Annotated in this window: 23 protein-coding genes; 9 read left to right on the forward strand and 14 right to left on the reverse strand. The window is 48.7% G+C overall.

Annotation, left to right across the window (positions count from 1 at the left end; all coding sequences use genetic code 11):
• Positions 1-79 precede the first annotated feature (79 nt).
• Positions 80-316 (forward strand): hypothetical protein, encoded by a 237-nt coding sequence (locus GWG06_RS11275; protein ID WP_127040998.1) that lies wholly within the window; start codon positions 80-82, stop codon positions 314-316.
• Here the strand turns inward: GWG06_RS11275 and GWG06_RS11280 are convergent.
• A complete protein-coding gene (locus GWG06_RS11280; RefSeq protein WP_127040995.1) occupies positions 313-1,611 on the reverse strand; it encodes a tetratricopeptide repeat protein in 1,299 nt (432 codons plus the stop codon). The genes GWG06_RS11275 and GWG06_RS11280 overlap by 4 nt on opposite strands.
• A gap of 120 nt (positions 1,612-1,731) precedes the next feature.
• Between GWG06_RS11280 and GWG06_RS11285 the strand changes: the two genes are divergently transcribed.
• A complete protein-coding gene (locus GWG06_RS11285; RefSeq protein WP_160713371.1) occupies positions 1,732-2,679 on the forward strand; it encodes a FecR family protein in 948 nt (315 codons plus the stop codon).
• A gap of 115 nt (positions 2,680-2,794) precedes the next feature.
• Here GWG06_RS11285 and GWG06_RS11290 read toward each other — a convergent pair whose 3' ends face one another.
• From GWG06_RS11290 to GWG06_RS11310, 5 genes are all read right to left on the reverse strand, one after another.
• Entirely contained in the window at positions 2,795-3,265 is a 471-nt protein-coding gene (locus GWG06_RS11290; RefSeq protein ID WP_127040989.1) for a MarR family winged helix-turn-helix transcriptional regulator, read from the reverse strand.
• Positions 3,266-3,313: 48 nt separating this feature from the next.
• A complete protein-coding gene (locus GWG06_RS11295; protein ID WP_127040986.1) occupies positions 3,314-4,225 on the reverse strand; it encodes a tail fiber protein in 912 nt (303 codons plus the stop codon).
• A gap of 286 nt (positions 4,226-4,511) precedes the next feature.
• Complete coding sequence (gene uxuA / locus GWG06_RS11300) at positions 4,512-5,687, reverse strand: mannonate dehydratase (RefSeq protein WP_127040982.1); 1,176 nt, start codon at positions 5,685-5,687, stop codon at positions 4,512-4,514.
• 91 nt (positions 5,688-5,778) lie between these two features.
• On the reverse strand, positions 5,779-7,086 hold the full coding sequence (locus tag GWG06_RS11305) for a glycerate kinase type-2 family protein (RefSeq protein WP_160713373.1): 1,308 nt from the start codon (positions 7,084-7,086) through the stop codon (positions 5,779-5,781).
• Positions 7,087-7,314: 228 nt separating this feature from the next.
• Positions 7,315-7,743: a hypothetical protein gene (locus GWG06_RS11310; RefSeq protein WP_160713375.1), complete on the reverse strand. Its 429-nt coding sequence runs from the start codon at positions 7,741-7,743 to the stop codon at positions 7,315-7,317.
• 209 nt (positions 7,744-7,952) lie between these two features.
• On the opposite strand from GWG06_RS11310, the gene GWG06_RS11315 reads away from it, so the two are divergent.
• Complete coding sequence (locus GWG06_RS11315; protein ID WP_160713377.1) at positions 7,953-11,000, forward strand: amidohydrolase family protein; 3,048 nt, start codon at positions 7,953-7,955, stop codon at positions 10,998-11,000.
• Positions 11,001-11,025: 25 nt separating this feature from the next.
• Positions 11,026-12,321 carry an amidohydrolase family protein gene (locus tag GWG06_RS11320; protein WP_160713379.1) on the forward strand — a complete coding sequence of 432 codons (1,296 nt, stop codon included), beginning with the start codon at positions 11,026-11,028 and terminating at the stop codon, positions 12,319-12,321.
• A 117-nt stretch (positions 12,322-12,438) separates the two neighbouring features.
• Here GWG06_RS11320 and GWG06_RS11325 read toward each other — a convergent pair whose 3' ends face one another.
• On the reverse strand, positions 12,439-14,478 hold the full coding sequence (locus GWG06_RS11325; protein ID WP_235938291.1) for a glycoside hydrolase family 19 protein: 2,040 nt from the start codon (positions 14,476-14,478) through the stop codon (positions 12,439-12,441).
• A gap of 25 nt (positions 14,479-14,503) precedes the next feature.
• Between GWG06_RS11325 and GWG06_RS11330 the strand changes: the two genes are divergently transcribed.
• Together GWG06_RS11330 and GWG06_RS11335 are read left to right on the forward strand one after the other, a co-directional pair.
• Positions 14,504-14,656 (forward strand): hypothetical protein, encoded by a 153-nt coding sequence (locus tag GWG06_RS11330; protein WP_158631633.1) that lies wholly within the window; start codon positions 14,504-14,506, stop codon positions 14,654-14,656.
• Positions 14,657-15,164: 508 nt separating this feature from the next.
• On the forward strand, positions 15,165-16,085 hold the full coding sequence (locus GWG06_RS11335; RefSeq protein WP_160713381.1) for a C1 family peptidase: 921 nt from the start codon (positions 15,165-15,167) through the stop codon (positions 16,083-16,085).
• A gap of 87 nt (positions 16,086-16,172) precedes the next feature.
• Here the strand turns inward: GWG06_RS11335 and tyrS are convergent, their stop codons facing one another.
• A complete protein-coding gene (tyrS, locus tag GWG06_RS11340) occupies positions 16,173-17,453 on the reverse strand; it encodes a tyrosine--tRNA ligase (protein ID WP_127043619.1) in 1,281 nt (426 codons plus the stop codon).
• A gap of 158 nt (positions 17,454-17,611) precedes the next feature.
• On the opposite strand from tyrS, the gene GWG06_RS11345 reads away from it, so the two are divergent.
• The 3 genes from GWG06_RS11345 (at position 17,612) to GWG06_RS11355 (ending at position 20,090) form a co-directional block, all read left to right on the forward strand.
• Positions 17,612-18,307: a TapB family protein gene (locus tag GWG06_RS11345; protein ID WP_160713383.1), complete on the forward strand. Its 696-nt coding sequence runs from the start codon at positions 17,612-17,614 to the stop codon at positions 18,305-18,307.
• An 85-nt stretch (positions 18,308-18,392) separates the two neighbouring features.
• Positions 18,393-19,436 (forward strand): hypothetical protein, encoded by a 1,044-nt coding sequence (locus tag GWG06_RS11350; protein WP_160713385.1) that lies wholly within the window; start codon positions 18,393-18,395, stop codon positions 19,434-19,436.
• Positions 19,437-19,523: 87 nt separating this feature from the next.
• Entirely contained in the window at positions 19,524-20,090 is a 567-nt protein-coding gene (locus tag GWG06_RS11355; protein ID WP_160713387.1) for a hypothetical protein, read from the forward strand.
• Between the two features lie 141 nt (positions 20,091-20,231).
• Here the strand turns inward: GWG06_RS11355 and rfbD are convergent, their stop codons facing one another.
• The 6 genes from rfbD to GWG06_RS11385 are packed head-to-tail and all read right to left on the reverse strand — an operon-like array spanning position 20,232 to position 26,162.
• Complete coding sequence (gene rfbD / locus GWG06_RS11360; RefSeq protein ID WP_235938292.1) at positions 20,232-21,098, reverse strand: dTDP-4-dehydrorhamnose reductase; 867 nt, start codon at positions 21,096-21,098, stop codon at positions 20,232-20,234.
• A gap of 5 nt (positions 21,099-21,103) precedes the next feature.
• Complete coding sequence (gene rfbC, locus GWG06_RS11365) at positions 21,104-21,664, reverse strand: dTDP-4-dehydrorhamnose 3,5-epimerase (RefSeq protein ID WP_127043818.1); 561 nt, start codon at positions 21,662-21,664, stop codon at positions 21,104-21,106.
• 8 nt (positions 21,665-21,672) lie between these two features.
• Positions 21,673-22,728, reverse strand: coding sequence for a dTDP-glucose 4,6-dehydratase (gene rfbB / locus GWG06_RS11370; protein ID WP_127043817.1), 1,056 nt, complete (start codon positions 22,726-22,728; stop codon positions 21,673-21,675).
• 18 nt (positions 22,729-22,746) lie between these two features.
• Positions 22,747-23,691: a UDP-glucuronic acid decarboxylase family protein gene (locus GWG06_RS11375; RefSeq protein ID WP_127043816.1), complete on the reverse strand. Its 945-nt coding sequence runs from the start codon at positions 23,689-23,691 to the stop codon at positions 22,747-22,749.
• Between the two features lie 21 nt (positions 23,692-23,712).
• Positions 23,713-25,026 (reverse strand): UDP-glucose dehydrogenase family protein, encoded by a 1,314-nt coding sequence (locus GWG06_RS11380; RefSeq protein ID WP_127043815.1) that lies wholly within the window; start codon positions 25,024-25,026, stop codon positions 23,713-23,715.
• Positions 25,023-26,162, reverse strand: a complete 1,140-nt coding sequence (locus GWG06_RS11385; protein WP_127043814.1) for a DegT/DnrJ/EryC1/StrS family aminotransferase — start codon at positions 26,160-26,162, stop codon at positions 25,023-25,025. The genes GWG06_RS11380 and GWG06_RS11385 overlap by 4 nt, the downstream gene beginning before the upstream one ends.
• Positions 26,163-26,214 lie beyond the last annotated feature (52 nt).

The raw sequence follows: 26,214 nt of genomic DNA on the forward strand, positions 1-26,214 counted from the left end.
ATTTTGATAAAAATCTAATTGCCGGAAATGTCAGAATAATTGAATAAATTGAGGGTCCTATGAAATAAACTTTAGAGGTATGAGTTGGATGAACGACCTGTATGTTATTTACCAGAAACTGGATGCCAACAGTTGTGAAGAGGTAAAGCATGACATTCTCAAAGCCCAGATAGATGGGTGTAACCGGGGAGAAATATATTTCCTTGTATTACAGCAGTTAGTGCATATAAAGCAGGAGAAGGCGCCTGTTTATGAATTGATTAAAGGAGAGGTAGATAGTATTATTCACTATAGCAGCATGCAATACCGGCATTAGCCCTGCAGTTCATTAATAAGTTTCTGTACTTTAAGATAGTTGGATGCTTCCGGTGGAATTTTCAACAGCCAGTCCAGGCATTGCTGTTTACGCCCTTCTTTCAGGTAACTTAACGCCATATAGAAAGCTGCTTCGTTGCGAAGGAGTGCGCTTTGCCCGAAAACGGTGAGGAGGTCTTCGCGGGCGGGGTTGAGCTGATTGAGATCTACCCGGCATACGCCGCGGTAGTAGCGTGCGTAGAGGTTACCAGGATATTGGGCCAGTGTCTGGTTTAATATCCGGATGGCGTCGCTGTAATGGCCGCGGTCAAATTGCCGGATGGCTTCTTCCGGCAGGCGGAGGCTATCGGTATCAGGAGACTGCATTTCCGTGGAGGCATATTGCCGGTAAATATTTTTTCGCCAGGGGCTTACATATAGCAGTACTGCGATGCCTGCGGCAATGAGCGCCACCAGTATGATCAGATTTCGTATAGGCGCAGGCGTAGCTTCGCGCAGGGTAAACCAGGCGTTGCGGTGAGAGAACAGCTGATGTTTTAATTCTTCCCGGTCATCATCAGGGCATATTTTCTGTGCCAGCAGTTGTCTGAAAAAGTCAAAGCGTTTAACCTGCTGGCTGAAGGTAGCATCTGCCTGGATGCGGGTCATAAACTCTCTTCTTTCCGGTTCTGTCATGTGGCCGGAGAGGAAGCGGTCGCTGGCGAGCAGGTCATCTTCCGACATGCTGCCGGATTTCAGGGTGGTATTTAATTCTCTGAAGAGGGTGATGTAGCAGTCACGTCTTCTGGCGGGTAAATCTTCCACCGGGATTTTTGTTTCCACAGCGATATCTTCCTGCAGGCAGTTGGTCAGGGACCAGCGCAGTAATTCCTGGCAGTTGTCTGTCAGCTGGAGATAGTAGCGGTAGGCCAGTCTTCTTTTCTCTCCTTCTTTCAGTACGTCTTCAATGTCCTGCATATCATCGCGGGAGAGGGCAGCGCTTTCTTCCATTTCCATGCCGGCGATGCGTTGTCCGCGCCGTTCCAGTTCTTTTTCCCATATACGTTTGCAGAGCAGGGTGAAGAAGGGTTCGAAGGAGCTGACCTGTAACGGATGGCGCCGGGCATAGTAGTAGATATCCATCAGGGCTTCTTCAAAGATATGAGCTGCGTCTTTAATGGTGCCGCTTTTTTGCAGGATGAAACGTTGTTCTTTGGACGCAAACCGTATGTATATATTTTCAATGATTTCCGGTTTGTGGTGCAGTAACCCGTCAATGTACTCCTGGTCGTTAGTGAATAATGGTTCAGGTGACATATCAATCGTTTTTGCCTTATTCGTCTGTAATAAAAATATTAAACCTTACCGAGGTGGCCTAATTATTTATTAGGCGTATCTTGCCAAACATCTCACAGGATAGAGACAGGACCCATAATTATGTATCAACCCATACCAGAAATTGATGAGCTGATTACGCGCTTTATTCATTCGCCGCATGATCCTCTGTTACAGGAACGGATTGCCATGCTCCGGGAGAAAGGTTCCGATCAGTCGCGCTATGTGGAGCAGCGGCTGGAGGCCTGGCTCCGGAATGGTGCAGATAGCAGGGTAGCGCCGGTTGTTCGCCGAATGGGTGGCGTAAGGCATACTGGTTTACACGGGTTGCTGAAGCGTTGGTGGTGGGTTGTTGCTGCCGTACCGGTTTTCATGGTGATACTGTTTTTTTTATGCTATACGCCGCGTCATATGGTAACACATACCAATCGCAGCGGCCACCTGGATTCACTGTTGCTGGCAAACGGCAGCAGTATTATTGTTAACAACAATGCTGCCATTTCCTATGACAGCTCCGGGAATAACAGCGGACTCGTGGAGGTATTATCCGGGAAGGTATTTATTTCGCTGTCATCCGATGCCAGCTGTAAGGTAAGGCTACCCTCGCTTGCCTGTCTGCAGGCCGGTGAAGGCGCAGTTTTCAGCATATGCAGCGCCGGCGCCACCACGCACGTATTTGTGGTGCAGGGAAAAGTAAAGGTAATACATCCGCAGGAAGGGGATGCCGCACTCACGCCCGCTATGCTCGCCACCATTAAAGCAGACAAGCCGCTGAAAACCACCACCCTTAAAAGTGATGGCCCGCTTGCCTGGAAAACAGGCCGGCTCTGCTTCGATAATGTTCCGGCAGAAGAAGTGCTGGATATCGTTTGCTCTCACTATAATATCATTATTCACGTACCCCCGTCGGCCCGGATACTCTACAACGTACCCATCAGTGTAGACTTCACCAATAAGTCAGATGAAGAAATGATTAACCTGCTCCAGGCAGCGCTGGATACGCATATAGTGAAGGATAGTAATGATGAATACTATATTTCCCTGAAATAAGAATCATTTTTTTATTTGGTTATTTGAGATTTAAATAACAGGAAGATCTGAGCAGATGTTATTCCGCTTATATCTTCCTGTTATTTAAATCTCAAATAACCAAATAAAAAAATGTTTAAAGGTTTTCCAGGCCCTCCAGTAACCTGCCCAATATTTGTTTCAGCTGCTGCATGTCATCCTGCCCAATAACGGCAGTGTAGAAAGCGGTGAGTTCTTCTACGGCTTCGGAGGCGTTGATCATTAGTTCTTTACCTTTTTCGGTGATGAAAATGATGCTGGCTCTGTTATCGGTGTCATGTTTGCGGGTGCCGATGAAACCTTCGGCGATGAGGCTTTTCACGATTTTGCTCATAGCCTGTTTGCTGATGCGGGCTTTTTTGGCGAGTTCATTGTTGATGGTGCCGTATGGGTCAATATTGACCAACAGTACCATATCACTGAGCCGGAAGTTTACGTAGCCGCGTTCCTGTAATTTATCGGTCAGCCGGCTGTCTGCATCTTTCTTGATGAGGCTTAAATAGCGGGCCAGACTGTTTGGTCTGAGGGCGAGGGATGCCTCATACCGTGCGTCGGTAGTACTACTCATTTTGGTTGTAGGTTTATAATAATCGTCCTGTAAAAATTATGTGACAGTTTATTTTTCTTTTGCTTCCATTTTAGATAATCTGGTTTCCAGCTCTTTATTTTTTTTATCCAGCTGGATAATATATAAGCTCAGTTCTTCAATTTTTTGTAAAAGACGTTTGTTGATATCTCCCAGATCCTGTCCGTTGGCGGCTACTTCGCTGGCGGACGGTATTTCAGCCAGGTGCCGGTGCTGCAGGATGTAGGATTCCATTTCCGGAATTGACGGCAATTTATAATCTTTTGAGAAAACATAATCAGGCCAGCTGGCGGCTGCGGTGGTAACTTTGACTTTTTTAGCAGAAATTTCACCGTTGACAGCCAGTTTAGTCTGAGGATTTACGGTACCGATGCCTACATTTCCGTTGGCATAGGAGGCAAATAAGGTGTTGGCAAGATAGGTATCATTCTGCGTTTTGTATTCAAACGGTACCTCAAATGCTCCTGCCGGTGGTGTGGCGATTACTTCAGCCTTTGTAAATTGCCCGTCTACCGTGGTGATCTGATAAATACTCATTCCTACATAACCAACCATATAAATATAAATATCGTAGGTAGTGGCAGCTACCCCTGCCTGATTGGGCATAATACGGATAGCAGTTATAAAGGAACCGGTACCGGTTCTGGAGGCAAAGGCCGAAAAGCCAAAGCCATTGACTACAGAAGCGCCGTTACTGGTACGTATTGTCATTTCGGTATAGCCCATTTGCGCGAGTTCGGCATTATATCCGGCGCCGCCATAAAACTGTATATGGGCTTCTGCGCCACCCTGCGGCAGCGTGAGGGTACCCACTTTAGCCCAGTTAAGTCCTGGTTTGTTAACAGCATAAAGTGAACCTTTAATCTGCGCTGATAATTGTTTACTGCTGACAAACAGGGTTAGCAGCAAACACGATAAATAAAATACGGATTTTTTTCTCATAAAAAAAGTTGAAAGTACGGGACGGTTAAAAACAATGTCAGTCATAGTTCTACAGGACGATTGGGGCGGGAAATTAGCGGAATATGGTGAAAAAAAAGGGCAGACTTGCGTCAACCCTTCTTGTAGAAATTATTTTTTTATCAACAGTGCGATCTGTACACGTAATCAGCCATTACGGTATGGTTTCAAATACGCTTTCTGCTCTGGCGTAGCATCTCAGTCCGACGATGGTATTGCTTATCCCCACCTTTACTCTTTGTACGGACCTGATACTGGTAGATGTCAGTCAATCAGAGCCTAAAGCCCCGGCTATGCCCATTTCCAGGCCACGTAACTCTGCCAGTCCGCGGAGGCGGCCGATGGCGCTGTAACCCGGATTGGTTTTTTTCTGCAGGTCATCCAGCATCTGGTGGCCATGATCCGGGCGCATTGGAATGGAGACGTTGCGGCGTTTCATGGTGAGCAGGATGTTTTTCACTACGGCGAACATATCCACATCGCCTTCCAGGTGGTTAGCTTCGTGGAAGTTGCCCTGTGCATCACGCTGGGTGCTGCGGAGGTGAATGAAATGGATATGATCTCCGAGGCGTTCTATCATGCCGGGGAGGTCGTTGTCCGCGCGTACGCCATAGGATCCGGTACAGAAGCACAGGCCGTTGGCGGCGTAGGGGGCGGCTATCAGCAGTTCGCGGGCATCCTGTTCGGTGCTGACGATACGTGGCAGGCCGAAGATCGGGAATGGAGGATCGTCCGGATGGATAGCCAGTTTCACGCCGGCTTCTTCCGCTACCGGTGCTATCTGCTGCAGGAAATAGAACAGGTGCAGTTTCAGCTGGGTGGCATCGATGCCTTTATATTTATCCAGGGCGGCCTGGAACAGTTGCAGGGTAAAGCTCTCCTCAGATCCCGGCAAACCTGCTATGATATTACGTTGCAGGAGTTGCTTGTCTTCTTCGGTCATGCTGTCGAAGTGTTCTTTTGCGCGGGAGATTTCTTCTTCCGTATAATCTTTTTCTGCATCAGGGCGTTGCAGCATGAAGATGTCGAAAGCCATGAAGGCGGCTTTTTCGAAGCGCAGGGCTTTGGAGCCGTCGGCTACGGAGTAACTCAGGTCAGTACGGGTCCAGTCGAGTACGGGCATGAAATTGTACGTAACGATATAGATACCGCAGGCTGCCAGGTTGCGTATAGATTCCTGATAGTTGGTGATATATTCCCTGAAATTCCCGCTCTGGGTTTTGATGTCTTCATGAACGGGGATGCTCTCTACTACGGACCAGGTCAGGCCTGCCGCTTCGATCACTTCTTTGCGTTGTAAAATCTCCTCTTTCGTCCACACCATTCCATTGGGGATATGGTGCAATGCTGTAACGATGCCGGTGGCTCCTGCCTGTTTTATATCAGACAGGCTAACCGGGTCTTTAGGCCCGAACCATCGCCATGTCTGTTCCATTCTCAGCATAATGCATATGGGTTTAGTAAATCCAAAACTTATGAATCCAAACCCCAAAAATAAAATCTATCCACACATTATCAAACTTAAAATAGCGGGGTTATACTTTGAGTACGATAATGAGGTCCATGACATTTGTCTGCGTAGGGCCTGTAATCATTTGCCCGCCTGCTTTTGAGAAGAATGTGGCGGAGTCGTGGCGTTGTAAAAAAGTATTTGCCTGCAGGGATAATTTTTCTGCATTTATCACCGTATATCCGTCAACGATGGCGCCGGCGGCATCGGTAGGCCCGTCGGTGCCGTCGGTACCGGCACTCAGGAGGGTGATATTTTCCTGTCCGGCTAACGCAATAGCTGCCGCCAGGGCGAGGTGCTGATTACGTCCGCCGGTACCGTCGCCGCTTACCTGTACGGTGGTTTCGCCGCCCCAGAGGAGACAGGCAGGCAGCGGTCCGCTCCAGCTGATAGCTTCCTGTACCACCATTTCCGCGACCGTAGGTGCGTTGCCGGTAGTCTGCGAAGAAAATATATGCGGGTGGTAGCCCAGCTCCCTGGCTTTGCCGGCAGCGGCTTCCAGGGCAATCCGGTTGGTGCCGGCCAGGCAGTTGACAACCCGGCTGAAATCCGGATCACCGGGTTTGGGTGTTTCCGGAAACAGCCCTTCCTGAGCTTCCTGCAGATAATTCCGGATAGGGAGCGGTATCTTTTCTGTCAGCTGATATTGCTGTAAGACCGCCATTGTATCCGCAAAGGTGGACGGATCCGGTACGGTTGGCCCGGAGCCGATAATACTGAGATCATCGCCGGGAACATCACTGAGAATAATTGTATATAACGGCGCCGGATATATGCTTTTCGCCAGCCAGCCGCCCTTGATCATTGAGATATGTTTACGCACGGTATTCATCTCGTGAATATCGGCGCCACTGGCCAGCAGCAGGCCAAACAGCTCCTGCACTTCTTCCAGGCTGCTGTTCACCGGAAAATCAGCCATCAGCGAAGAAGCGCCGCCAGACAGCAAAAAGATAACCATATCGGCGGCAGTAGCCGTATGAGCAATCTCCAGTATTTTAACAGAAGCCGCTACACTATTTGCATCCGGTACCGGATGCCCCGCTTCCAGCCATGCCAGGTGCTGTAACGGCAGCGCATGCCCGTATTTGGTAACAATAAAGCCCTGCAGCGGAAAATGCCCACCCAGCAAATGCTCCAGCTCCTGCGCCATAGCTGCCGACGCCTTCCCGGCGCCAATCACCCATATCCGTCCGCCCGCATCCAGTGTATGGCTGCTACCACAAACCGTAATCGTCCGACCACTTACCTGCACGCTGTTACGCATCAGCTGCACCGGGTGCACAGCAGATACGGCGTGGTGGAAAATGGCAGATAATGTTTGATGGGGATGCAAGGTGACCGGTTTTTAGGTGAAATTACGAATTACGAATTACGAATTGCGAATGAAAAGCGAAGACCAGTTTATTTTATTATTTTATTATTTGAGATTTATATAAAAGCGAAGACCAACGCGATTATACTTTAAGTATCCGCGTTGGTCTTCGCTTTTATATAAATCTCAAATAATAAAATAATAAAATAAACTGGTCTTCGCTTTTCATTCGTAATTCGTAATTCGTAATTAATTATTTCCGCTTTTCCTCATTCTCTTCTTTTCCATCTTCGCCTCCAGATGCTCTTTCTTCCTCATTTCCCAGTCGTTCCACTTTTTATATTGGGTGGCGGTCAGTACGCTTTTGAAACGCTGGCTGCGTTCGGAGTCCAGCGCCTTGAACTGCTGCATCCGTTCCTTTTTGGAGAGGGTGGTGTTGGTACGGATAGCATCTGTTCTGCGGATAATATCTTCGTTGATAGTATATATTTTTTTGTACTGATCTTTATTCAGGCCTACCTCACGGGAGATTTTATCGCTGATTTTATCGGCACGGCCTTCTACTCCCCATCTTCCTTTTACAATGGCGCTATCGGTGGCCTGGGCAAAGGTCTTTAACTGTAAACCGGTGGTCAGGCTCATCATCAGCAGAACGGTATATACGGAGAATATCTTCATAATCAGCAATTATAAAATGAAATATAGACAAACTTAACAGCTAAAGCTCTATTAAATTATCCCTTTTTCGTGTTAATGCAAAAACTTAATCTGCCTGCAGCCTGCTTACCACTCATAAAAAATCCTTGAATTTGCTTAGTGGTACTTCAATGATTTGCTACATTTAAGCTCAGCAACTAGAATCTGAATCGTAAAATAAAAAACTTTACATGAAAACAGCTTTTGAGAAACATGGGGCAGCCCTGCTGTCACGTGGTGTAGCCTATGCGCTGAGAAGACACCGCAGCAGCCTGCTGTTACTGTCTTTACTGATAGCCGGCTCCTATGCCCATGCACAGGAAACTTATCCTGTGAACGGAATTGCAGACCCTAAAGATGGCTGCTTTGCCTTCACCCATGCCACTATCGTAAAAGATGCGCAGACGACCCTGTCCAACGCCACCCTGGTGATCCGCGACGGTAAGGTAGTAGATGCCGGTCCTGCTGCCGCTATCCCTAAAGACGCCGTTGTGGTAGACTGCAAAGGAAAGTACATCTATCCCTCCTTTGTAGACATCTTCACTACCTATGGCCAGGCTGAAACCCGGCGTGGATCAGGCTCCTGGAATGCGCCGCCGCAGTTCCTCTCCAACACCAAAGGTGCATATGGCTGGAACCAGGCTATTAAAAGCGAAGTAAATGCCGCCGCCCTGTTCAGTACAGATGAAAGCAAAGCTGCCTCCCTGCGGGAAGCCGGCTTTGGTACCGTACTCACACAGCAGGCGGATGGCGTAGCACGCGGCACTGCTGCCGTGGTAACGCTGGCCGCTGCCAAAGAGAATAAGGTGATGATCCGCGAAAGAGCTGCCGCCGGCTACTCCTTTGATAAAGGTACTTCTACACAGAACTATCCTAATTCCGCTATGGGATATATCGCCCTGCTGCGCCAGACTTACCTGGACGCGCAATGGTATAAATCCCAGCCTGCCCGGGAAGGGGTAAACCTCAGCCTGCAGGCCTTTAATGCCAACCAGCAGCTGCCGCAGATATTTGAAGTGAAAGATAAATGGGATGCGCTGCGCGCAGATAAAATAGGCGATGAATTTGGCGTACAATACATCATCAAGGCTGGTGGTAACGAATACCAGCGTATTGCCGAAATGGCCGCCACCAAAGCTACTTTCATCCTGCCGCTCAGCTTCCCCGGCGCTATTGACGTGGAAGATCCTGCAGATGCCCGCTTCGTTTCCCTCGCTGAAATGAAACACTGGGAGCTGGCGCCCTCACAGCCCGGCGCTTTTGAAAAGGCTAATATCCCCTTCTGTATCACTGCTGCTGATCTGAAAGATGCAAAAACTTTTATGGGCAACCTCCGCAAAGCCATCGAATATGGCCTGTCTGAACAAAAAGCCCTGGAAGCACTCACCCGAACGCCAGCTACCACGCTGAAGATATATGATAAAGTAGGTAGCCTGGAAGCCGGCAAGCTGGCCAACTTCCTCATTACCTCCGGCCCGCTGTTCCAGGAAAATACCGTGCTGTTTCAGAACTGGGTACAAGGTAACCGCTATATCGTAAAACAGGATGGCTGGAATGATATCCGCGGCATATACACCATCACGCTCACACCAGGCAATAGTGTAACCGTGGAGGTGAAAGGATCTGTTACAGACCCTTCTCTGTCTGTGCTGGCAAAAGATACAGTTCCCGGTAAGATAGACATCAACGGTAAACTGGTGACGCTCTCCCTGTCAATGGCGAAGAACAGCAAAAAAACAGTGCGCCTGAGTGGTCTTATCGGCGTCAACAGCTGGAGCGGTACCGGTGTGGATACTGCCGGAGCAGTGGTAAGATGGGAAGCCGCCTTCTCCAGAGCTGCTACTGCAAAGGCTGATTCCGCGAAGAAGCCAGCCCCGCCAGCCCTCGGCCCCATTTACTTCCCCTTCAGCGGTTATGGTTGGGATAAACTGCCGCAACAGCAGGACATCCTGATTAAAAATGCTACCGTATGGACCAACGAAAAAGAAGGCAAACTGGAAAATACAGATGTGCTGATCCGTGCCGGTAAAATTGCACAGATAGGTAAAAGTATCGCTGCCGGTAATGCCCGCGTTATTGATGGTACCGGCAAACACTTATCTGCCGGCATTATCGATGAACATTCACATATCGCCATTTCCAACGGCGTCAACGAATCCTCACAGGCGGTTACCGCTGAAGTACGTATCGGCGATGTGCTCAACCCGGATGATGTGAATATCTACCGTCAGCTGAGCGGCGGCGTAACAGCTTCGCACCTGCTGCACGGCAGTGCCAACCCTATCGGCGGACAGTCGCAGCTGATTAAACTGCGCTGGGGACAATCAGCAGAAGATCTGAAAGTAACCAACTGGGATCCTTTCATCAAATTCGCACTCGGCGAAAACGTGAAGCAGTCCAACTGGGGCGATCGGAATACCGTACGCTTCCCGCAGACAAGAATGGGGGTAGAACAGGTGTATGTAGATGCGTTTACCCGTGCCCGTGACTATGAAAAACAAGGCCCCGGCAAACGCCGCGACCTGGAGCTGGACGCACTCGTGGAAATACTGAATGCCAAACGTTTCATCACTTGCCATTCCTATGTACAGAGTGAAATCAATATGCTCATGCATGTGGCAGACAGCTTCCACTTCCGCGTGAACACCTTCACCCACATCCTGGAAGGATATAAGGTAGCCGACAAAATGAAGGCTCATGGCGCCGGAGCAGGCACCTTCGCCGATTGGTGGGCATATAAAATGGAAGTACAGGATGCAATCCCTTATAATGCCGCCATCATGCATAAAGTGGGCGTAGTAACTGCCATCAACTCCGATGACGCCGAGATGGCCCGCCGCCTCAATCAGGAAGCCGCCAAAGTAGTGAAGTACGGTGGCGTGTCAGAAGAAGATGCACTGAAAATGGTAACCCTCAACCCGGCTAAACTGCTGCATGTGGATAACCGCGTCGGCAGCATCAAAGCAGGAAAGGATGCGGACCTCGTACTGTGGAGCGACCATCCGCTGAGCATCTATGCCAAAGCTGAGAAAACAATCGTTGACGGCATCGTGGAATTTGACCGTGATAACGACCTGCAGCTGCGTAAACGTATTGCCGACGAACGCACCAGACTTACACAGAAACTGCTGGGCGAAAAGAAAAAAGGTACGCCTACACAGAAAGCTGCTTTCACCAGGGAAGAAATGTATCACTGTGAAGACCTGCAGGGAGGCCATCAGGAAGGACTGGGCCTGTAGTTCATCTATCTAAACAAGCAATATCATGAAGAAACATATATTTTCAATGGTCCTCGTATTCGGCATTTATACCGCCCAGGCGCAGGAAACCATCTATCCGGCCAAGTCGCAGGAAAAGCCGGTATATCTTACCAACGCGGTGATCCACGTAGGTAACGGCCAGGTGATCGAAAATGGTACCCTCGCCTTTGCAAAAGGAAAAATTACCGCTGTAGGAGCTAATATCTCCGCCGGCAGCGACGGTACCGTGATTGATCTGAAGGGCCAGCATGTGTATCCCGGTATCATCGCACCTGAAACCAGCCTTGGCCTGGTGGAATTTGAGAGCGTACGCGCTACCATCGACGTGCGCGAAGTAGGAGAAATCAATCCTTCTATCCGCTCCATCATCTCTTATAATACAGATTCCAAGGTAATCAACACCCTGCGCTCCAATGGTGTGCTGCTGGCCGGCGTTACGCCCGAAGGCGGTATCATCAGCGGCTCCTCTTCCGTAGTACAGCTCGATGCCTGGAACTGGGAAGATGCTGCCTATAAAACAGATAACGCCCTCCACTTTTATATGCCCCGCCTCGTGGCCGTAAATAATGGCCGCGGATTTTCTTCCGGCCCGGCCAACGACCCGCTGAAAACCGGCCTGGAAAAGGTAGAAAACGTGAAAGCATTTTTCCGGGAAGCACAGGCTTATCTGCAGGAACCTAAACATGCCGCTACCAATATTAAGTTTGAATCTATGCGCAGACTGTTCAACAGAGAACAGAAACTGTTTATCCACTGCGAAGTGATAAAAGAAATGCTGATAGCCATTGATTTCGCCAAAGAATTCAAACTCGATGTAGCCATCGTAGGCGGCGCAGACTCCTGGCAGATTACAGACCTGCTCAAACAAAACAATATAGCCGTTATCCTGAATCAGCCGCACAGCCTTCCTGTCATGCAGGACGACGATATTGACCAGCCCTATAAAACCGCTGCCCAGCTGCAAAAGGCCGGCGTATTATACTGTCTGAGCAATGAAGGCTTCTGGCAACAGCGTAACCTGGGCTTTGAAGCCGGTACTGCCAGCACTTATGGCCTTACCAAAGAAGAAGCCCTGTCTGCCGTAACCTTAAATGCCGCTAAAATATTGGGCATTGACAAAATCACCGGCACCCTGGAAACCGGTAAAGACGCCAATATTGCCATTAGCGCCGGCGATATGCTGGATATGAAATCCAGTATCATCACGCGCGCTTATATACAGGGCAGGGAGATTAACCTGGATAATAAGCAGCACCAGTTGTTTGAGAGGTATGAGCGGAAATATGGTATAGCGCAATAGAATTACGAATTACAAATGATGAATGGCGAGTTGAGGCGAAGATCTAAGCAAATGATTATGTTGGTCATTTGCTTAGATCTTCGCCTCAACTCGCCATTCATCATTTGTAATTCGTAATTAATTCCTGATGATCGTCATTGCCATCTCTTTCGACATATTTCCACTGATCTGCACTATCCAGGTGCCTGCGGGAACGCGGCTGATGTCCATCTGTACGGTGTTCAGGCCGGCGTGGGAGGTAATGAACTGTTGCTGGGCCATGGGTTGCATGGTGGTGGTGTGTAGGAGGCGGAGGTATACTTTTTCTCCGGCTTTGGCATTGAATTGTACGTTCAGGGTGTTGCCGGATACCGGGTTAGGATATATCCGGAGGTCGGAGATGCTGTTGCTGGCGGCAATATTATCCTGGGCTGCCTGTCCGCAGTCGCGCAGGAAGGTCCAGGGTTTGCCTGCGCCGCTGTTAACATCGGGCGGATTGTTTTGTGTCCACCAGTTGGCTTTGTAGATTTTGGCTTTGTAAACAGCCTGTTCGTTGGTGCTGTATGCTTTGGAAGAAATCCATTCAGCGATGCCGTTGCAGCCGGTGTCTGTTCTGGGATTGCCGGTACATGCGCCGAGGAGTTCCCATGTATCGCTGCTGCCAGGTACGCTGGCGCTGCCTGCCCACCATTTATTGCGGTAGATATTGTTATTATGGAGTACAATATTGCCGGCAGCAGTGTAGTTCTGATTGGCCTGCCAGGCGGGGAGGTTGCTGCAGCCTTCGAAGGTGCTGCTGTTCCATACAGCGAAGGTGATGGTGGTGCTAACGGTATCCAGTCCGGTGCGCACACCCTTTGCCGTTGCTGTAAAGGATTTATATGCCGGTGGCGTCCAGAGGGCGGTGGAGTCGTTATATACCTGGCCGTTTACATTGATGATCACCCGGCTGATTTCTCCGCGGGGGTCGTTCTTTGCTACCCTGATGGCGATAGGGCTGAGGGATGTTACCGTCAGCAGCCCGTTGGCCGGTTGGGTAAAACGTACGGAGGTAAGGCTCGTACATTCTGTATTGTCTAACGTGAAACGGGCCATGTTAGCGCATCCGCAGTTAGCGGTGTTGTTGCCTCCGTTAAGTTCCAGGCTGACCTGTTTGATACCTGCATATCGCTGGAAGTGTGCAATACGGCTTAACACTTTGGTGTTTTCCTGTGCGCCGCCGCATTCAACGCCGCCGTTGATGATGTTGACAGTAGCGCCGAATCCGGGTTTGAGGTTACCTGCCAGCTGTGCGGCGGTGGGCGTCCATTTGCCGGGGATCATCACATCATGGCAGGAGGGTTTGGGGTACTGAGGTGTCATCCAGAACCACAAACCTGTCTGAAAAGCGATCACGCCGTCCTGTATTACCTTTTCGGGATTGGCAAGTAAAACATTCTTATCGCCGAAGAGCAGCTCGCTGGCTTGTCCGTAGTTATAGTTGTAGCTGAGCTGAATGGGGCCGCGGCCGTGGTAGGACTTTCCCGGTGCGGGTGGGTAGAGGGTATTGGTTTCATCGCGGTAGCCGACGTTGCTGGTGCCTTCATAGCCTTGTTCTTCGCGGAAGTAGAGGCCCCAGGAGTATTGTCCGCCGGGTGCGGTAGGCCAGCCACCGGTTGTTTCCTGGGAGATGTTGGCCAGGAATGCTACCAGCTCGCGCTTCCGGGCAGCGAGATCGCCTTCATTCGCAAAGGTGGCGTAGTCCATGTTTTGTGTGATGATGGCGTTGTTGCTCCAGGTGGGATCATTGAAGCCGGCATCATTGCGGATAACCGCAGACACGCCGGTGGTTTTATCAATCCTGGTGATCCTGTAATAATCGGTAGCACAGCGTCTTTCCATCACTATTTTAATGTTGGACATCCTTCTTACCGCCTCTACAAAATTATTGTAGGAATAAAAATCCTTGGCAGGCGTGGTAGGCAGCGTGCCTGCGCCGGTGCGGTCGTCGGGATTAAAACGGTGCGGGAACAATACATCCCATTCAGCGCTGCTGATAAGGGAGGTGACAGGCGTATCTGCTACAGCCGCTACAGTGGTCAGGATTCCTGATGAAGTAATTGTTGCATTTGCAAAAAGGAATGACAGGCAACAAAGAAGGCATACCAATGCCGGTTGATAAAGTTTTCGGGTTATCATATGTACAGCAATTATAGAGTGGGAAATGAAAGCGCAAGCTACAATTAGTCATTGCAGCATTGCCGCAGCCGAAAAAAATGCAGCGCTGCCAGCTGCTGCTGTTAAGGATTTGGAAGGAGGCTGCGGTGGTACGTGTATCGGAACAGCAGAAAAGTTAATTGCAACCGATAATTTTTGATGAGTAAAAAAAATATAGTGAAAACAGGAAGATGGATTTTTTTATGTTGACAGAATATAATAATTTAATGTGGATTTTTTTTAGCGTTCTACATTCTTCAACCTACAGGCACTTTCAGCTTTTCCGGCAATTAATCTATCGAAACAGTAAAGGGGCATCTGTCGTTAATCCGCGCCATATCAACATTTCATTGCTGTAAGCTGCCATTTTCATTGCGAACAAATCAGCAGGTCTTAGCTTGTATAAGTCCCGGGAAAACCTTTGTGTCAAAGGCTTTCCGGCACCTTCAGCAAAAGATACTGACCGGCAATTCCGGTTGCTGATGTAAGTAACATCAGCAGCTGTTTACATAAATACAATAGTGCTTCCCGTGAGTTATTGGGGGAAGGTACTGTGGAAATCTGTCTGGCACTGGACTTTACCGATTTATTGAAAACCTGGAGATCCATTTTGTAATCCATATAACCCGTATCAAACTAACGTCAAACAAAATCTAAAAGAAACATTTATGAAAACATCTTCTTTGTTGTTGCTATCACTGGCGGCAGTTTTTGCTATGTCCGCATGTCAGAAAAATAATAGTGTTAACCCATCCAACGATGACCCGTCTGCCCCTTCCGTTGTCAGCAAACATGGCATGGGTGCGAAACTGAATCCGGATGGATTTAAAAATATGCGGCGTATTAATTTTGATGAAATAAGAGCGCGTATGATACAGCAGGGATATGCTGATAAAATTCCCAATGGCAGAAGCAGCGGCCCGCTCGCACTTCCTGCCAGCATTATTCTGAATCACCCGCCGGTAGGCGATCAGGGCCAGACCGGCACCTGTGTTTCCTGGTCTTCCGGTTATGCATTGAGTGGTACATTAAACAATGAATTTCCCAAAGCCGGTGTTTCCAATCCCAGAAGCCCGTGGTATGTTTATCAGAAAGATCACTCCGCCAGCGGCAACTGTGATCCGAATGACGGCATGTATCTGGCTCCAGGCCTGGATATTCTGGTTAACAGCGGTGTGCCTACCTATGCTGCGGATCCTTACCTGGGCTCTCCCTGTACTCCGCCAACAGCGGCGCAGAACACCAGTGCTGCTACAGATAAAGTGGTAAACTATGCGGCCGTAACTACGGTGAATGAGGTGAAAACAGCGCTGAGCATGCATATGCCGGTAGAGCTGGGATTCAACGTATACAGCAGTTTTGAAACTGCTTTCAGCTATGGTACCGTATACAAAAGAGTGAGTGGTTCTTACCTGGGTGGCCATGCTGTTTGCATTATCGGTTACAGCGATGCTAAAAATGCGGTGCTGATACAGAACAGCTGGGGCACCGGCGGCGGCGATCCATCCAACCCCGGTTGCATGTGGCTCGACTACAGCACACTCACCAATCCTACTTTTGGCGCAGAAATGTATTCTGTGTGGAAATAGGTTAACCCGGAAGGATGCAGAATGGATAAAAACAAAGGGTGTGCTGCGGATAGCGGCACACCCTTTTATATTGTCTGTAAAGCGCTGTTATACGGCTTTTACAAGGAAGTGATTTTTTCCTTTCTGTAACAGCACATACTTATCTTTCAGTAAAGAAGAAGTATTGATAATAAAATCAACGCCTGGTACTTTTTCTTTATTCACGCTGATACCTCCGCCCTGCACCATTTTGCGGGCTTCGCCCTTGCTGGGAAGAAATCCGGATTCAGCCAGCAGGCTTACGATATCTTTACCTGCCGCAATATCCGCTTTGGAAATCTCCCAGGAAGGCAGTCCCTCCGTGAGGGTCAGCAGGTCTTCTTCATTGAGCGACAGCAGGAGAGAGGCCGTATCTTTATTGAACAGCACAGAAGATATTTCCAGTGCACGGTCATAATTTTCCTTTCCATGAATGAATAAGGTTACTTCTTCTGCCAGCCTCTTCTGCAGCAGGCGTTTTCCCGGATCCTGGCGGTGTTCCGCAATCAGTGTATCTACTTCCGGTTGTTCCATGAAAGTAAATATCCTGATGTAGCTCTCCGCATCCACATCGGTTGTGCGGAGCCAGAACTGGTAGAATGCATAGGGAGAAGTACGTGCAGGATCAAGCCAAACGGTGCCCTGTTCGGTTTTACCGAATTTGGTGCCATCCGCTTTTTTAATGAGCGGGCAGGTGAAGGCGAAGGCCTCACCACGAACCTTACGGCGGATCAGCTCTGTTCCGGTAACGATATTACCCCACTGGTCAGAGCCACCCATCTGCAGTTTACAGTTTTTGGCAGTATATAGATGATAGAAGTCGTATCCCTGAATCAGCTGATAAGTGAATTCTGTGAAAGACATACCGTTGTCGCCTTCGAGTCTTTTCTTCACAGAGTCTTTTGACATCATATAATTTACGGTGATGTGCTTGCCCGTATCGCGGATGAAATCCAGGAAGGAGATACCCTGAAACCAGTCGTAGTTATTCACCATCTCCGCGGCATTGGGTTTGGCAGGATCGAAGTCCAGAAAGCGTTCCAGCTGTTTTCTGATACCGGCAACATTTGTTTGCAGGGTTTCATCATCCAGCATTTTTCTTTCTTCTGCCTTGAATGAGGGGTCGCCAACCATACCGGTAGCGCCGCCCACCAGCGCCAGTGGCTTATGTCCTGCCTTTTGCAGGTGCACGAGCAGCAGGATAGGTACCAGGCTTCCAATGTGTAAAGACGCTGCAGTCGGGTCGAAACCAATATAAGCAGTGGTCATTTCTTTTTGCAGTTGTTCTTCCGTGCCAGGCATCATATCCTGTAGCATACCCCGCCAGCGCAGTTCTTCTATCAGATTCATGATTTTAATAACAATTTTTGCAAACCTACAGAAAAAATTGCGGACCTGGGGGAGATTATGGGCCCCCGGCCTTCCTGAAGGGCCAGGGCAGCCGGGGAACTGATTTTTACGGGAGATGGAAAAATCGTAATTTAGGTTTCCCCAAATTATATGATGTCATGAAGAATTTACTGCTACTGCTTTGTTTCTGTTGCTTCGCGGGTGCAGTGTCTGCCCAGCACTGCGAAGGATATTACTACCTGCTGAACAACGCTGAGGTAGAAATGAGCCTCTACGATGCCAAAGGCGGCGATGCCGGCAAAAACATCTACAAGATTACCAATGTACACAAGGAAGGTAATGGCACTGCTTCCGACTTCTCTTCTACCTTTTATGATAAAAATAATAAGGTGATTACCACCAGCACCGGGCATTTCAAATGCAGCGGCAATGGCGTGGCCATAGATATGAAGGTGGGTATGCCTTCCATGCCGCAGCTGAAAGACATGAAAATGGAAGCTAAGTCCTCAGAAACATTCCTGGACTATCCCGCCAATATGCACGAAGGACAGGAGCTGAAAGGCGGCTCCTTCGAAATGGCCGGCAACATGAACGGGATGGATATCAGCATCGGGTATGCGGTGACAGACCGCAAAGTGGCCGGCACTGAAAAAATTACCACACCCGCAGGCTCCTGGAACTGCATGAAAATTACCTATAACCTGGCATTCAAAATGAAGATGATGGGCGCCGGCGTTCCCATGAACATCAATGCGGTAGAATGGTTCGCCCCAGGCTTCGGCGTGGTAAAGTCCGCCTCCTTCAAGGATGGTAAACAAATGGGGAGTACGCTGATTACCGGATTGAAGAAATAACATATATTCTTATCTAGTATATTAGAATTAATGTTTATAATTCAGTGTATAGTTATAGCTTTAAATCTGCAATTATTTAAAGCTTATGAAAACACTATTACTGGCAGCAATGGGCGCCACGCTCTGTCTTGCTGCCTGCACCTCAAAAAAATCAGATGTTCAGCCGGACAACTCACAGGTTGAAATTGACCCGAAAAATACTGCCCAGCTTCAGGGAGCCATTAAAGTATATCACAGTTCCCTGGTAAAAGGCGAATTGCCTGCAGCCACCGGTGGCGCCACCCCGCTTGAACTTACCCTGGAAGCATATCCGGAATCATTACCCGGCCTTGCCGGCCGCTACGCCATGATACCGCTCATCACCGCAGAACCGATAGCCCTGAAAGGCGCCTATGTTAAAATTGCCGGCAGCGACAGCTACTTCAACGTAGATTTTACAAAGCCCAAGTACAACCGGCAAAGCAATAAAATCAGTAACGTCTTCTCCAGGAATGCCTATGCAAATGATTCTCTCATTGTCATTAAATTACCGGCCAACATTAAACCGGATACTATTCAGATGGACGTGGCAGCCTATTCAGATAACAACAGGGTGAGCAGAAGCATCAGGGTAAAGATAGTTATACAGAAGCCCGGAGGAGAAGGGGGCAGCCTGATGATGGGTACCTGGGATGCTGTGAGGTATAAGGATCCGGTAACCGGCTGGCATCCTATTACAGAAGTAACAGGTGATTCCGCCTACATCGGATGTGTAAACGGCGTACTCTCCTATGTAGCACCCGATGCTCCTGATGCGGTAAAGGTGCTGGATCATGAGGAAGGTATTCTTGGAAGTCAGCTGCTCATCAACGTTGACGGTACCGGCACATGGGTATTGCGCCGTAAGGAGAAAAACCTTGTTTTAAAGAATATGCCCTGTGGAACATGGGCCCATGATGAAGCCACTATGGTGGATAACTACGTATTCGGATGGGTATATAACAAAGCTGCAAAAACAGCTCTCTTCCTCTTTGATAATAATGGTTCTTCCGACCGGCTGGCATGGAGTATAGATATTATACCTGTTGAAATAGGGAATGGAAAAATGTTATTCAATAAGGAGACGCAGACTGAATGGAGTAAACAGTAGGATCATTTCCCCAAAACTGCTGCGCAGCCGGCTGTGCAGCAGTTTTTATTTCATACCGGGTTATCACCAGCATCTATCTGTTGTTCTATGAAAAAACTATTGCTTATGGCAGCTGTCGTATTGAGCTGCCTGTACGCCTGCAGGAAAAACGATGGCGCCTCACCTGATAGTGGTAACCCACCGGTAACCACGCCTGTGTTGCCGGATCCCCAGGATCCGGGCGCAATGACAAAGGCGGTAAAAGTAGCGCATGGTAAGCTCGTAAAAGGTGAGTATCCTACCGGTAGCGGCGCGTCCGCTCCCATGCTGAAGGAAGATGAGTACCTGGCAGTGCCGTCTGTTGCCGGCGGTCAGTATATCATTGTGCCGCTGATTACGCATACAGCCGCCGCCGTAAAAGGTGCCTATGTAAAAATAGCCGGCGCAGACAGCTATTTTGAAATCGACTTTTCCGCGCCATACAACGCCCGGAAGTCAGGTCAGCCATACCTTTCAGCCAGCGGCAATGCCACCGGGGTGGTAGCCGATTCTGCCATCTGTATCAGACTACCCGAACAGATAAAGCCGGCGCTCCTCACTATTGAATTCGCTGCCCGCTATAAGGATGATAAAATCAGTAATAAGGTGGTAGCTGGGTTTAATATTATTAAATAATTACGAATTACGAATTGCGAATTACGAATGTAAACGCGAAGAGCTAAACGTAGATTATCAGGGATATTTATTAAACATCACCTTTAATCTACGTTTAGCTCTTCGCGTTTACATTCGTAATTCGCAATTCGTAATTCGTAATTATTTCCTGAGGCATTGCGCCAGACTATCCCTCCAATATGGAATCGTTATTCCGAATGTGGATTTTATTTTTTCCTTGTTCAGAACGCTGTATGCCGGGCGGGTGGCGGCGGTTGGGTATTTGTCGGAAGTAACCGGCTGTATCTGTGTGGTAGCGCCGGTCAGTTCCTTGATAGCTACGGCGAAGTCGTACCAGCTGGTAACGCCTTCATTGCTGTAGTGGTAAATACCGCCGATAGCTGCGTCCGGGTTGGCGGATTTGTATTGCAGGATCCGGAAGATAGCATCGGCGAGGTCGCCGGCGTAGGTAGGTGTACCGGCCTGGTCGAATACTACGTTCAGTTCCTGTCTTTCCTGCATCAGTTCCTGCATGCGTTTGGCGAAGTTAATCGCGAATTCGGAGTACAGCCAGGAGGTGCGGAGTACAACGGTGTCGGCGTTGTAGCCGAGTGCTGCCGCTTCGCCGCGTAATTTGGAGGCGCCGTAAATGCCTTGCGGATCGGTATCGTCATCTTCCCGGTAGGGAACGTTCTGTTTGCCGCTGAATACATAGTCCGTAGAAATGTGAATCAGTTGGGCATTGGATGTGGCGCAGATTTCGGCCAGCAGCAGCACAGCCTGGAAGTTGAGCTGGAATGCCTTTTCTTCATCAGATTCCGCTTTATCCACTGCCGTATAGGCGGCACAGTTAATACAGGCATCTATCTGCTGTGCACCGAAAAAGGCGGCTACAGCGTCTGCATCGGTAATATCCAGTTCGCCGGAATCGGTGAATATCAGGTTAAACTCAGGATAGGCTGCTGCCTTTTGTCTGAGGGACTGTCCTAATTGTCCGTTTCCGCCGGTAATAAGAATATTCTTCATCATAGTAATCAGCTGTTAAAAACAAAGTTATGGGAGATGTCCGCCAGTTTGGGAAGTACGGCGTCTTTCTCCGAGATGAGTGCATCTTTCAGGTCTATGCCCCAGTCGATATTCAGCGCAGGGTCATTGTAGATAATGCCTCCTTCAGATGCTTTATGATAGAAGTTATCGCATTTATACATGACTTCGGCGGTTTCGCTGGTAACGGCATAGCCGTGTGCAAATCCTTTAGGGACCAGCAGTTGCAGCTTGTTCTCGGCAGTCAGTTCTATGGCAAAGGATTTACCGTATGTGGGAGAGCCCTGGCGGATATCTACCACTACATCGATGATACTGCCTTCCAGCACTCTTACCAGTTTGGTTTGTGCATATGGTTCCAGCTGATAGTGGAGGCCGCGTAAAACGCCATAGGTAGAACGTGCCTGGTTATCCTGTACAAATTTATATTCAACGCCTGCTGCCTGGAAAGCGGCAGCATTATAGCTCTCGAAAAAATATCCCCGGTGGTCGCCGAAAACCTTGGGCTGATAAACCAGCAGGCCAGGTATTCCTGTTTCAGAAAAGGACATATGTGTAATTATCTTTTTTGATATTGATCCTGGTAGTATGTCTTATAATCGCCGCTGGTAACATGTTCCAGCCATTCTTCATTAGCCAGGTACCAATCCACGGTTTTCTCAAGTCCTTCTTCGAATTGCAGGGAAGGCTCCCAGCCCAGTTCTTTCTGTAATTTGGTAGCATCGATAGCGTAGCGGAGATCGTGGCCGGCACGGTCTTTCACGTAAGTGATAAGTTGCGCGGAAGCGCCTTCTGCACGTCCCAGCTTTTTATCCATGATGCTGCACAACAGCTGTATGAGGTCAATGTTTTTCCATTCATTGAATCCGCCGACGTTGTAGGTTTCCCCGGTTTTGCCATGATGGAAAATAGTATCGATGGCACGGGCATGGTCATTTACGTATAGCCAGTCCCGTACGTTTTCTCCTTTACCGTATACCGGCACCGGCTTATTGTTTTTGATATTGTGGATAGCCAGTGGTATCAGCTTTTCCGGGAAGTGATGGGAACCGTAGTTGTTGGAACAGTTGGAAATCACAGCCGGCAGATGGTACGTATGGTAGTAAGCCATAACGAAGTGGTCTGAGCTGGCTTTGGATGCGGAATACGGGGACCGCGGATCATAGGCGGTGGTTTCATGGAAAAATCCTTCTTCTCCCAGTGAACCGTATACCTCATCGGTAGATACATGATAGAAGCGTTTTCCGTCCAGATTATCTTTCCAGTATTTACGGGCAACATTCAGCAGTACCGCAGTGCCTAATACATTGGTCTTGATAAAGGCCAGCGGTTCCATGATGGAGCGGTCCACATGGCTTTCAGCAGCGAGATGTATCACACCGTCAAACTGATATTTAGCAAAAAGCTGATCGATGAAGTGCTCATCTGTGATGTCACCTTTTTCGAAAATATAGTTTGGCTTATCTTTTATATCTGTCAGATTTTCCAGGTTACCGGCGTAGGTCAGCGCATCCAGGTTCACAATCTGGTAATCGGGGTATTTGTTTACAAACAGCCGTACCACGTGTGAACCGATAAAACCAGCTCCGCCTGTAATTAAGAGTTTACGCTTCATGAAAGAAATAATGAATGATTATGATAATAATGCTTTTTTAAAATATTCGTAGGTGATCCGTAGTCCTTCCTGCCGGTTCACTTTCGGCTCCCATCCAAGAATGGTGCGGGCCTTGGTGATGTCTGGCTGGCGTTGTTTCGGATCATCTTTCGGTAACGGATGATATACAATTTTCTGCTTGCTGCCTGTAAGCGCAATGATCTCTTCTGCAAACTGGTTGAGGGTAATCTCTTCCGGATTCCCCACATTAACCGGCAGATGATAATCGCTCAGCAATAAACGGTAAATACCTTCGATGAGGTCATCCACATAACAAAAGGAACGGGTTTGCGTACCATTTCCGAACACCGTCAGGTCCTGGCCACTCAATGCCTGTCCCATAAAGGCCGGCAGCGCGCGCCCGTCATTGAGGCGCATCCGCGGACCGTAAGTGTTAAAGATACGTACGATCCTGGTATCCACGCCATGAAAATTATGATATGCCATGGTGATGGACTCCAGGAAGCGTTTGGCTTCGTCATAAACGCCACGGGGACCTACCGGATTTACATTTCCCCAGTATTCTTCCGGCTGCGGATGAACCGTAGGGTCGCCATATACTTCTGAGGTAGAAGCAACCAGTATGCGCGCCTGCTTTTCTTTGGCAAGGCCCAGCAGGTTATGCGTACCCAGGGAGCCTACCTTCAGTGTCTGTATCGGCATCTTCAGATAGTCGATAGGACTGGCCGGCGATGCGAAGTTGAGTATATAATCCAGCTTACCCGGTACATGGATAAACTTGGTCACATCGTGATGATAGTATTCGAATTCGGGAAGTGGAAAAAGATGCTCTATATTTTTGATATTGCCGGTGAGCAGGTTATCCATGCCAATTACATGGTAGCCTTCTTTTATGAAACGGTCACACAGGTGCGACCCCAGGAAGCCGGCAGCTCCGGCAATCAGGATTCTCTTTTTTTCCATGCGTATTGGTTGTTGTAATCGTTAAGATATAACCGCAGTGCGGCCTACACTCTCGTAATGATATCCCAGCTCCCTCATACGCGATCCTTCAAACAGATTCCTGCCATCAAATATGGCATTATTCTTCAGGGCAGCAGAAATTTTATGAAAATCAGGTGTTCTGAATACACTCCATTCGGTAGCAATAATCAGTGCATCTGCATTTTCCAGGCAGGTATACTGATGTTCTGCATAATTGATTTTATCACCGAGCAGCTGTTTTACATTCTCCATCGCTTCCGGATCAAAAACCGTAACGGTAGCACCGGCAGCCAGCAATGCATCTATGATATACAAGGCGGGCGCTTCCCGGATATCGTCTGTATTGGGTTTGAAAGCCAGCCCCCACAACGCAAAATGTTTCCCTCTGATATCTCCTTTGAAATAGGCTTTTATTTTAGGAAGAAGAAAAAGTTTCTGTTTCTCATTCACATCCATGACAGCATTCAGTATTTTGAAATCATACTGTACATCTTCAGAAGATTTTACCAGGGCCTGCACATCTTTGGGAAAGCAGCTGCCGCCGTAACCGATGCCAGGGAACAGGAAACGCTTGCCTATACGGTCGTCGCTGCCGATGCCACGGCGTACCATGTCTACGTCTGCGCCCAGCTTTTCGCACAGGACGGCGATTTCGTTCATGAACGAAATCTTGGTAGCCAGGAAGGAGTTGGCTGCATATTTGGTCAGCTCAGCGGATTTTTCATCCATGAAAATGACAGGGTTTCCCTGTCTTACGAACGGGCCATACAGCTCTCCCATTATTTTGCGGGCACGTTCGGAATTGGTGCCGATCACTACCCGGTCAGGTTTCATGAAATCATCTACGGCAACGCCTTCCCGCAGGAATTCCGGATTGGACACTACATCGAACGGGGTACTGCAGTTTTTGGCGATGGCTGCCTGTACTTTTTCAGCGGTACCCACGGGTACGGTGCTCTTATCTACAATTACCTTATAGCTGGTGAGAAGTTTGCCCAGCTGATCTGCTACATTGAGTACAAAGGAGAGGTCTGCCGAACCGTCGGCTCCCGGTGGGGTCGGTAATGCGAGGAAAATCACTTCTGCATCCCTGATCCCGTCTTCCAGGCTGGTGGTGAAGAACAGGCGTTCTTCCTTGAGGTTACGTTCAAATAGTTTTTCCAGCCCCGGTTCGTAAATAGTGATCTGACCGGAGGATAGTTTCTTTACCTTATTGGCATCGATGTCTACGCAGGTTACTTCATTCCCTGTTTCGGCAAAACAGGTACCGGTTACGAGACCTACGTAACCGGTACCTACTACTGTAATCTTCATGCTGGGGGATTGTTTAGAAATGATTTGACGGATTGAATAATATGATCTAACTGATCATTGTCCATTTCAGTGTGTATCGGTAAGGAAATCACCCTTGTGGTGAGATTATCGGTTACGGGTAAATCGAATGCTGCGCCGCCGAAGTCTGCGAACATTTTCTGGCGGTGTGCAGGTACCGGATAATAAATCATGGCAGGTACATTTTTCTCCTGGAGGTACTGCTGTAATTTATTCCTGTCTGCATCGTGCAGCTGTAAAGTATACTGGTGAAATACGTGTGTGCTGTTGGCGGCACGGAATGGGGTGGTGATCTGCGGCATACCGGCAAATGCGGCATCGTAGGCATCAGCTACCGCGCGGCGGGCTTTGATATATTCGTCCAGCAGCGGCAGTTTGATACGTAAAACAGCTGCCTGGATGGTGTCGAGGCGGGAGTTGCAGCCTACCACATCATGGTAGTAGCGGGCAGACTGGCCATGGTTGGCTACCATTCTGAGCTGGGCGGCCAGGGCATCGTCGTTGGTGAAAATAGCGCCGCCATCTCCGTAACATCCCAGGTTTTTGGAAGGGAAGAAGGAGGTGCAGCCAATATGACCGATGGTACCGGCCTTTTTGGTGGTGCCGTCAGCAAAGGTATAATCAGCACCGATAGCCTGGGCATTATCTTCAATGACATACAGGTTGTGCCTGGCTGCCAGTGCCATCAGCGGTTCCATATCTGTAACATGACCATACAGGTGCACGGGCACGATGGCTTTGGTTTTTGGTGTAATGGCCTTTTCAATGGCGGCAACGTCCAGGCAGTAGGTCTGCGGATCAACATCTACAAATACAGGTTTCAGCTGCAGCATGGCTATTACCTCTGCGGTGGCAATAAAGGTAAAGGAAGGGGTAATCACCTCATCACCTGGCTGAAGGCCCAGGGCCATCATGGCTATCTGCAACGCGTCGGTACCATTGGCGCAGGGTATTACGTGCTTAATATCCAGATATTGTTGTAATTCTGCTGAGAACTTTTGTACTGCCCCTCCGTTGATAAATGCTGAGCTTTCCAGTACTTCCTGGATAGCAGCGTCTACCTGCGGTTTAATCTTATTGTACTGGCGTTTTAAATCAACCATCTGAATAGGCACCATATGAAATGTATATTTTTATTTTGTTTAAAGTGTGCAAATTTACAAATTTTGG

It is taken from the genome of Chitinophaga solisilvae, assembly GCF_009928525.1.
Classification (GTDB): Bacteria; Bacteroidota; Bacteroidia; order Chitinophagales; family Chitinophagaceae; genus Chitinophaga; species Chitinophaga solisilvae.

What these genes read in the sequence shown, in the direction of transcription:
- GWG06_RS11310 (WP_160713375.1), bottom strand. Translation starts at nt 7,743, where the DNA reads ATGAAGATATTCTCCGTATATACCGTTCTGCTGATGATGAGCCTGACC.
- GWG06_RS11355 (WP_160713387.1), top strand. Translation starts at nt 19,524, where the DNA reads ATGAAAAAACTATTGCTTATGGCAGCTGTCGTATTGAGCTGCCTGTAC.
- GWG06_RS11375 (WP_127043816.1), bottom strand. Translation starts at nt 23,691, where the DNA reads ATGGAAAAAAAGAGAATCCTGATTGCCGGAGCTGCCGGCTTCCTGGGG.
- GWG06_RS11315 (WP_160713377.1), top strand. Translation starts at nt 7,953, where the DNA reads ATGAAAACAGCTTTTGAGAAACATGGGGCAGCCCTGCTGTCACGTGGT.
- rfbD (WP_235938292.1), bottom strand. Translation starts at nt 21,098, where the DNA reads ATGATGAAGAATATTCTTATTACCGGCGGAAACGGACAATTAGGACAG.
- GWG06_RS11285 (WP_160713371.1), top strand. Translation starts at nt 1,732, where the DNA reads ATGTATCAACCCATACCAGAAATTGATGAGCTGATTACGCGCTTTATT.
- GWG06_RS11345 (WP_160713383.1), top strand. Translation starts at nt 17,612, where the DNA reads ATGAAGAATTTACTGCTACTGCTTTGTTTCTGTTGCTTCGCGGGTGCA.
- rfbB (WP_127043817.1), bottom strand. Translation starts at nt 22,728, where the DNA reads ATGAAGCGTAAACTCTTAATTACAGGCGGAGCTGGTTTTATCGGTTCA.
- GWG06_RS11320 (WP_160713379.1), top strand. Translation starts at nt 11,026, where the DNA reads ATGAAGAAACATATATTTTCAATGGTCCTCGTATTCGGCATTTATACC.
- GWG06_RS11335 (WP_160713381.1), top strand. Translation starts at nt 15,165, where the DNA reads ATGAAAACATCTTCTTTGTTGTTGCTATCACTGGCGGCAGTTTTTGCT.
- GWG06_RS11380 (WP_127043815.1), bottom strand. Translation starts at nt 25,026, where the DNA reads ATGAAGATTACAGTAGTAGGTACCGGTTACGTAGGTCTCGTAACCGGT.
- rfbC (WP_127043818.1), bottom strand. Translation starts at nt 21,664, where the DNA reads ATGTCCTTTTCTGAAACAGGAATACCTGGCCTGCTGGTTTATCAGCCC.
- GWG06_RS11385 (WP_127043814.1), bottom strand. Translation starts at nt 26,162, where the DNA reads ATGGTGCCTATTCAGATGGTTGATTTAAAACGCCAGTACAATAAGATT.
- GWG06_RS11350 (WP_160713385.1), top strand. Translation starts at nt 18,393, where the DNA reads ATGAAAACACTATTACTGGCAGCAATGGGCGCCACGCTCTGTCTTGCT.
- uxuA (WP_127040982.1), bottom strand. Translation starts at nt 5,687, where the DNA reads ATGCTGAGAATGGAACAGACATGGCGATGGTTCGGGCCTAAAGACCCG.
- GWG06_RS11295 (WP_127040986.1), bottom strand. Translation starts at nt 4,225, where the DNA reads ATGAGAAAAAAATCCGTATTTTATTTATCGTGTTTGCTGCTAACCCTG.
- tyrS (WP_127043619.1), bottom strand. Translation starts at nt 17,453, where the DNA reads ATGAATCTGATAGAAGAACTGCGCTGGCGGGGTATGCTACAGGATATG.
- GWG06_RS11325 (WP_235938291.1), bottom strand. Translation starts at nt 14,478, where the DNA reads ATGATAACCCGAAAACTTTATCAACCGGCATTGGTATGCCTTCTTTGT.
- GWG06_RS11330 (WP_158631633.1), top strand. Translation starts at nt 14,504, where the DNA reads ATGAAAGCGCAAGCTACAATTAGTCATTGCAGCATTGCCGCAGCCGAA.
- GWG06_RS11290 (WP_127040989.1), bottom strand. Translation starts at nt 3,265, where the DNA reads ATGAGTAGTACTACCGACGCACGGTATGAGGCATCCCTCGCCCTCAGA.
- GWG06_RS11280 (WP_127040995.1), bottom strand. Translation starts at nt 1,611, where the DNA reads ATGTCACCTGAACCATTATTCACTAACGACCAGGAGTACATTGACGGG.
- GWG06_RS11275 (WP_127040998.1), top strand. Translation starts at nt 80, where the DNA reads ATGAGTTGGATGAACGACCTGTATGTTATTTACCAGAAACTGGATGCC.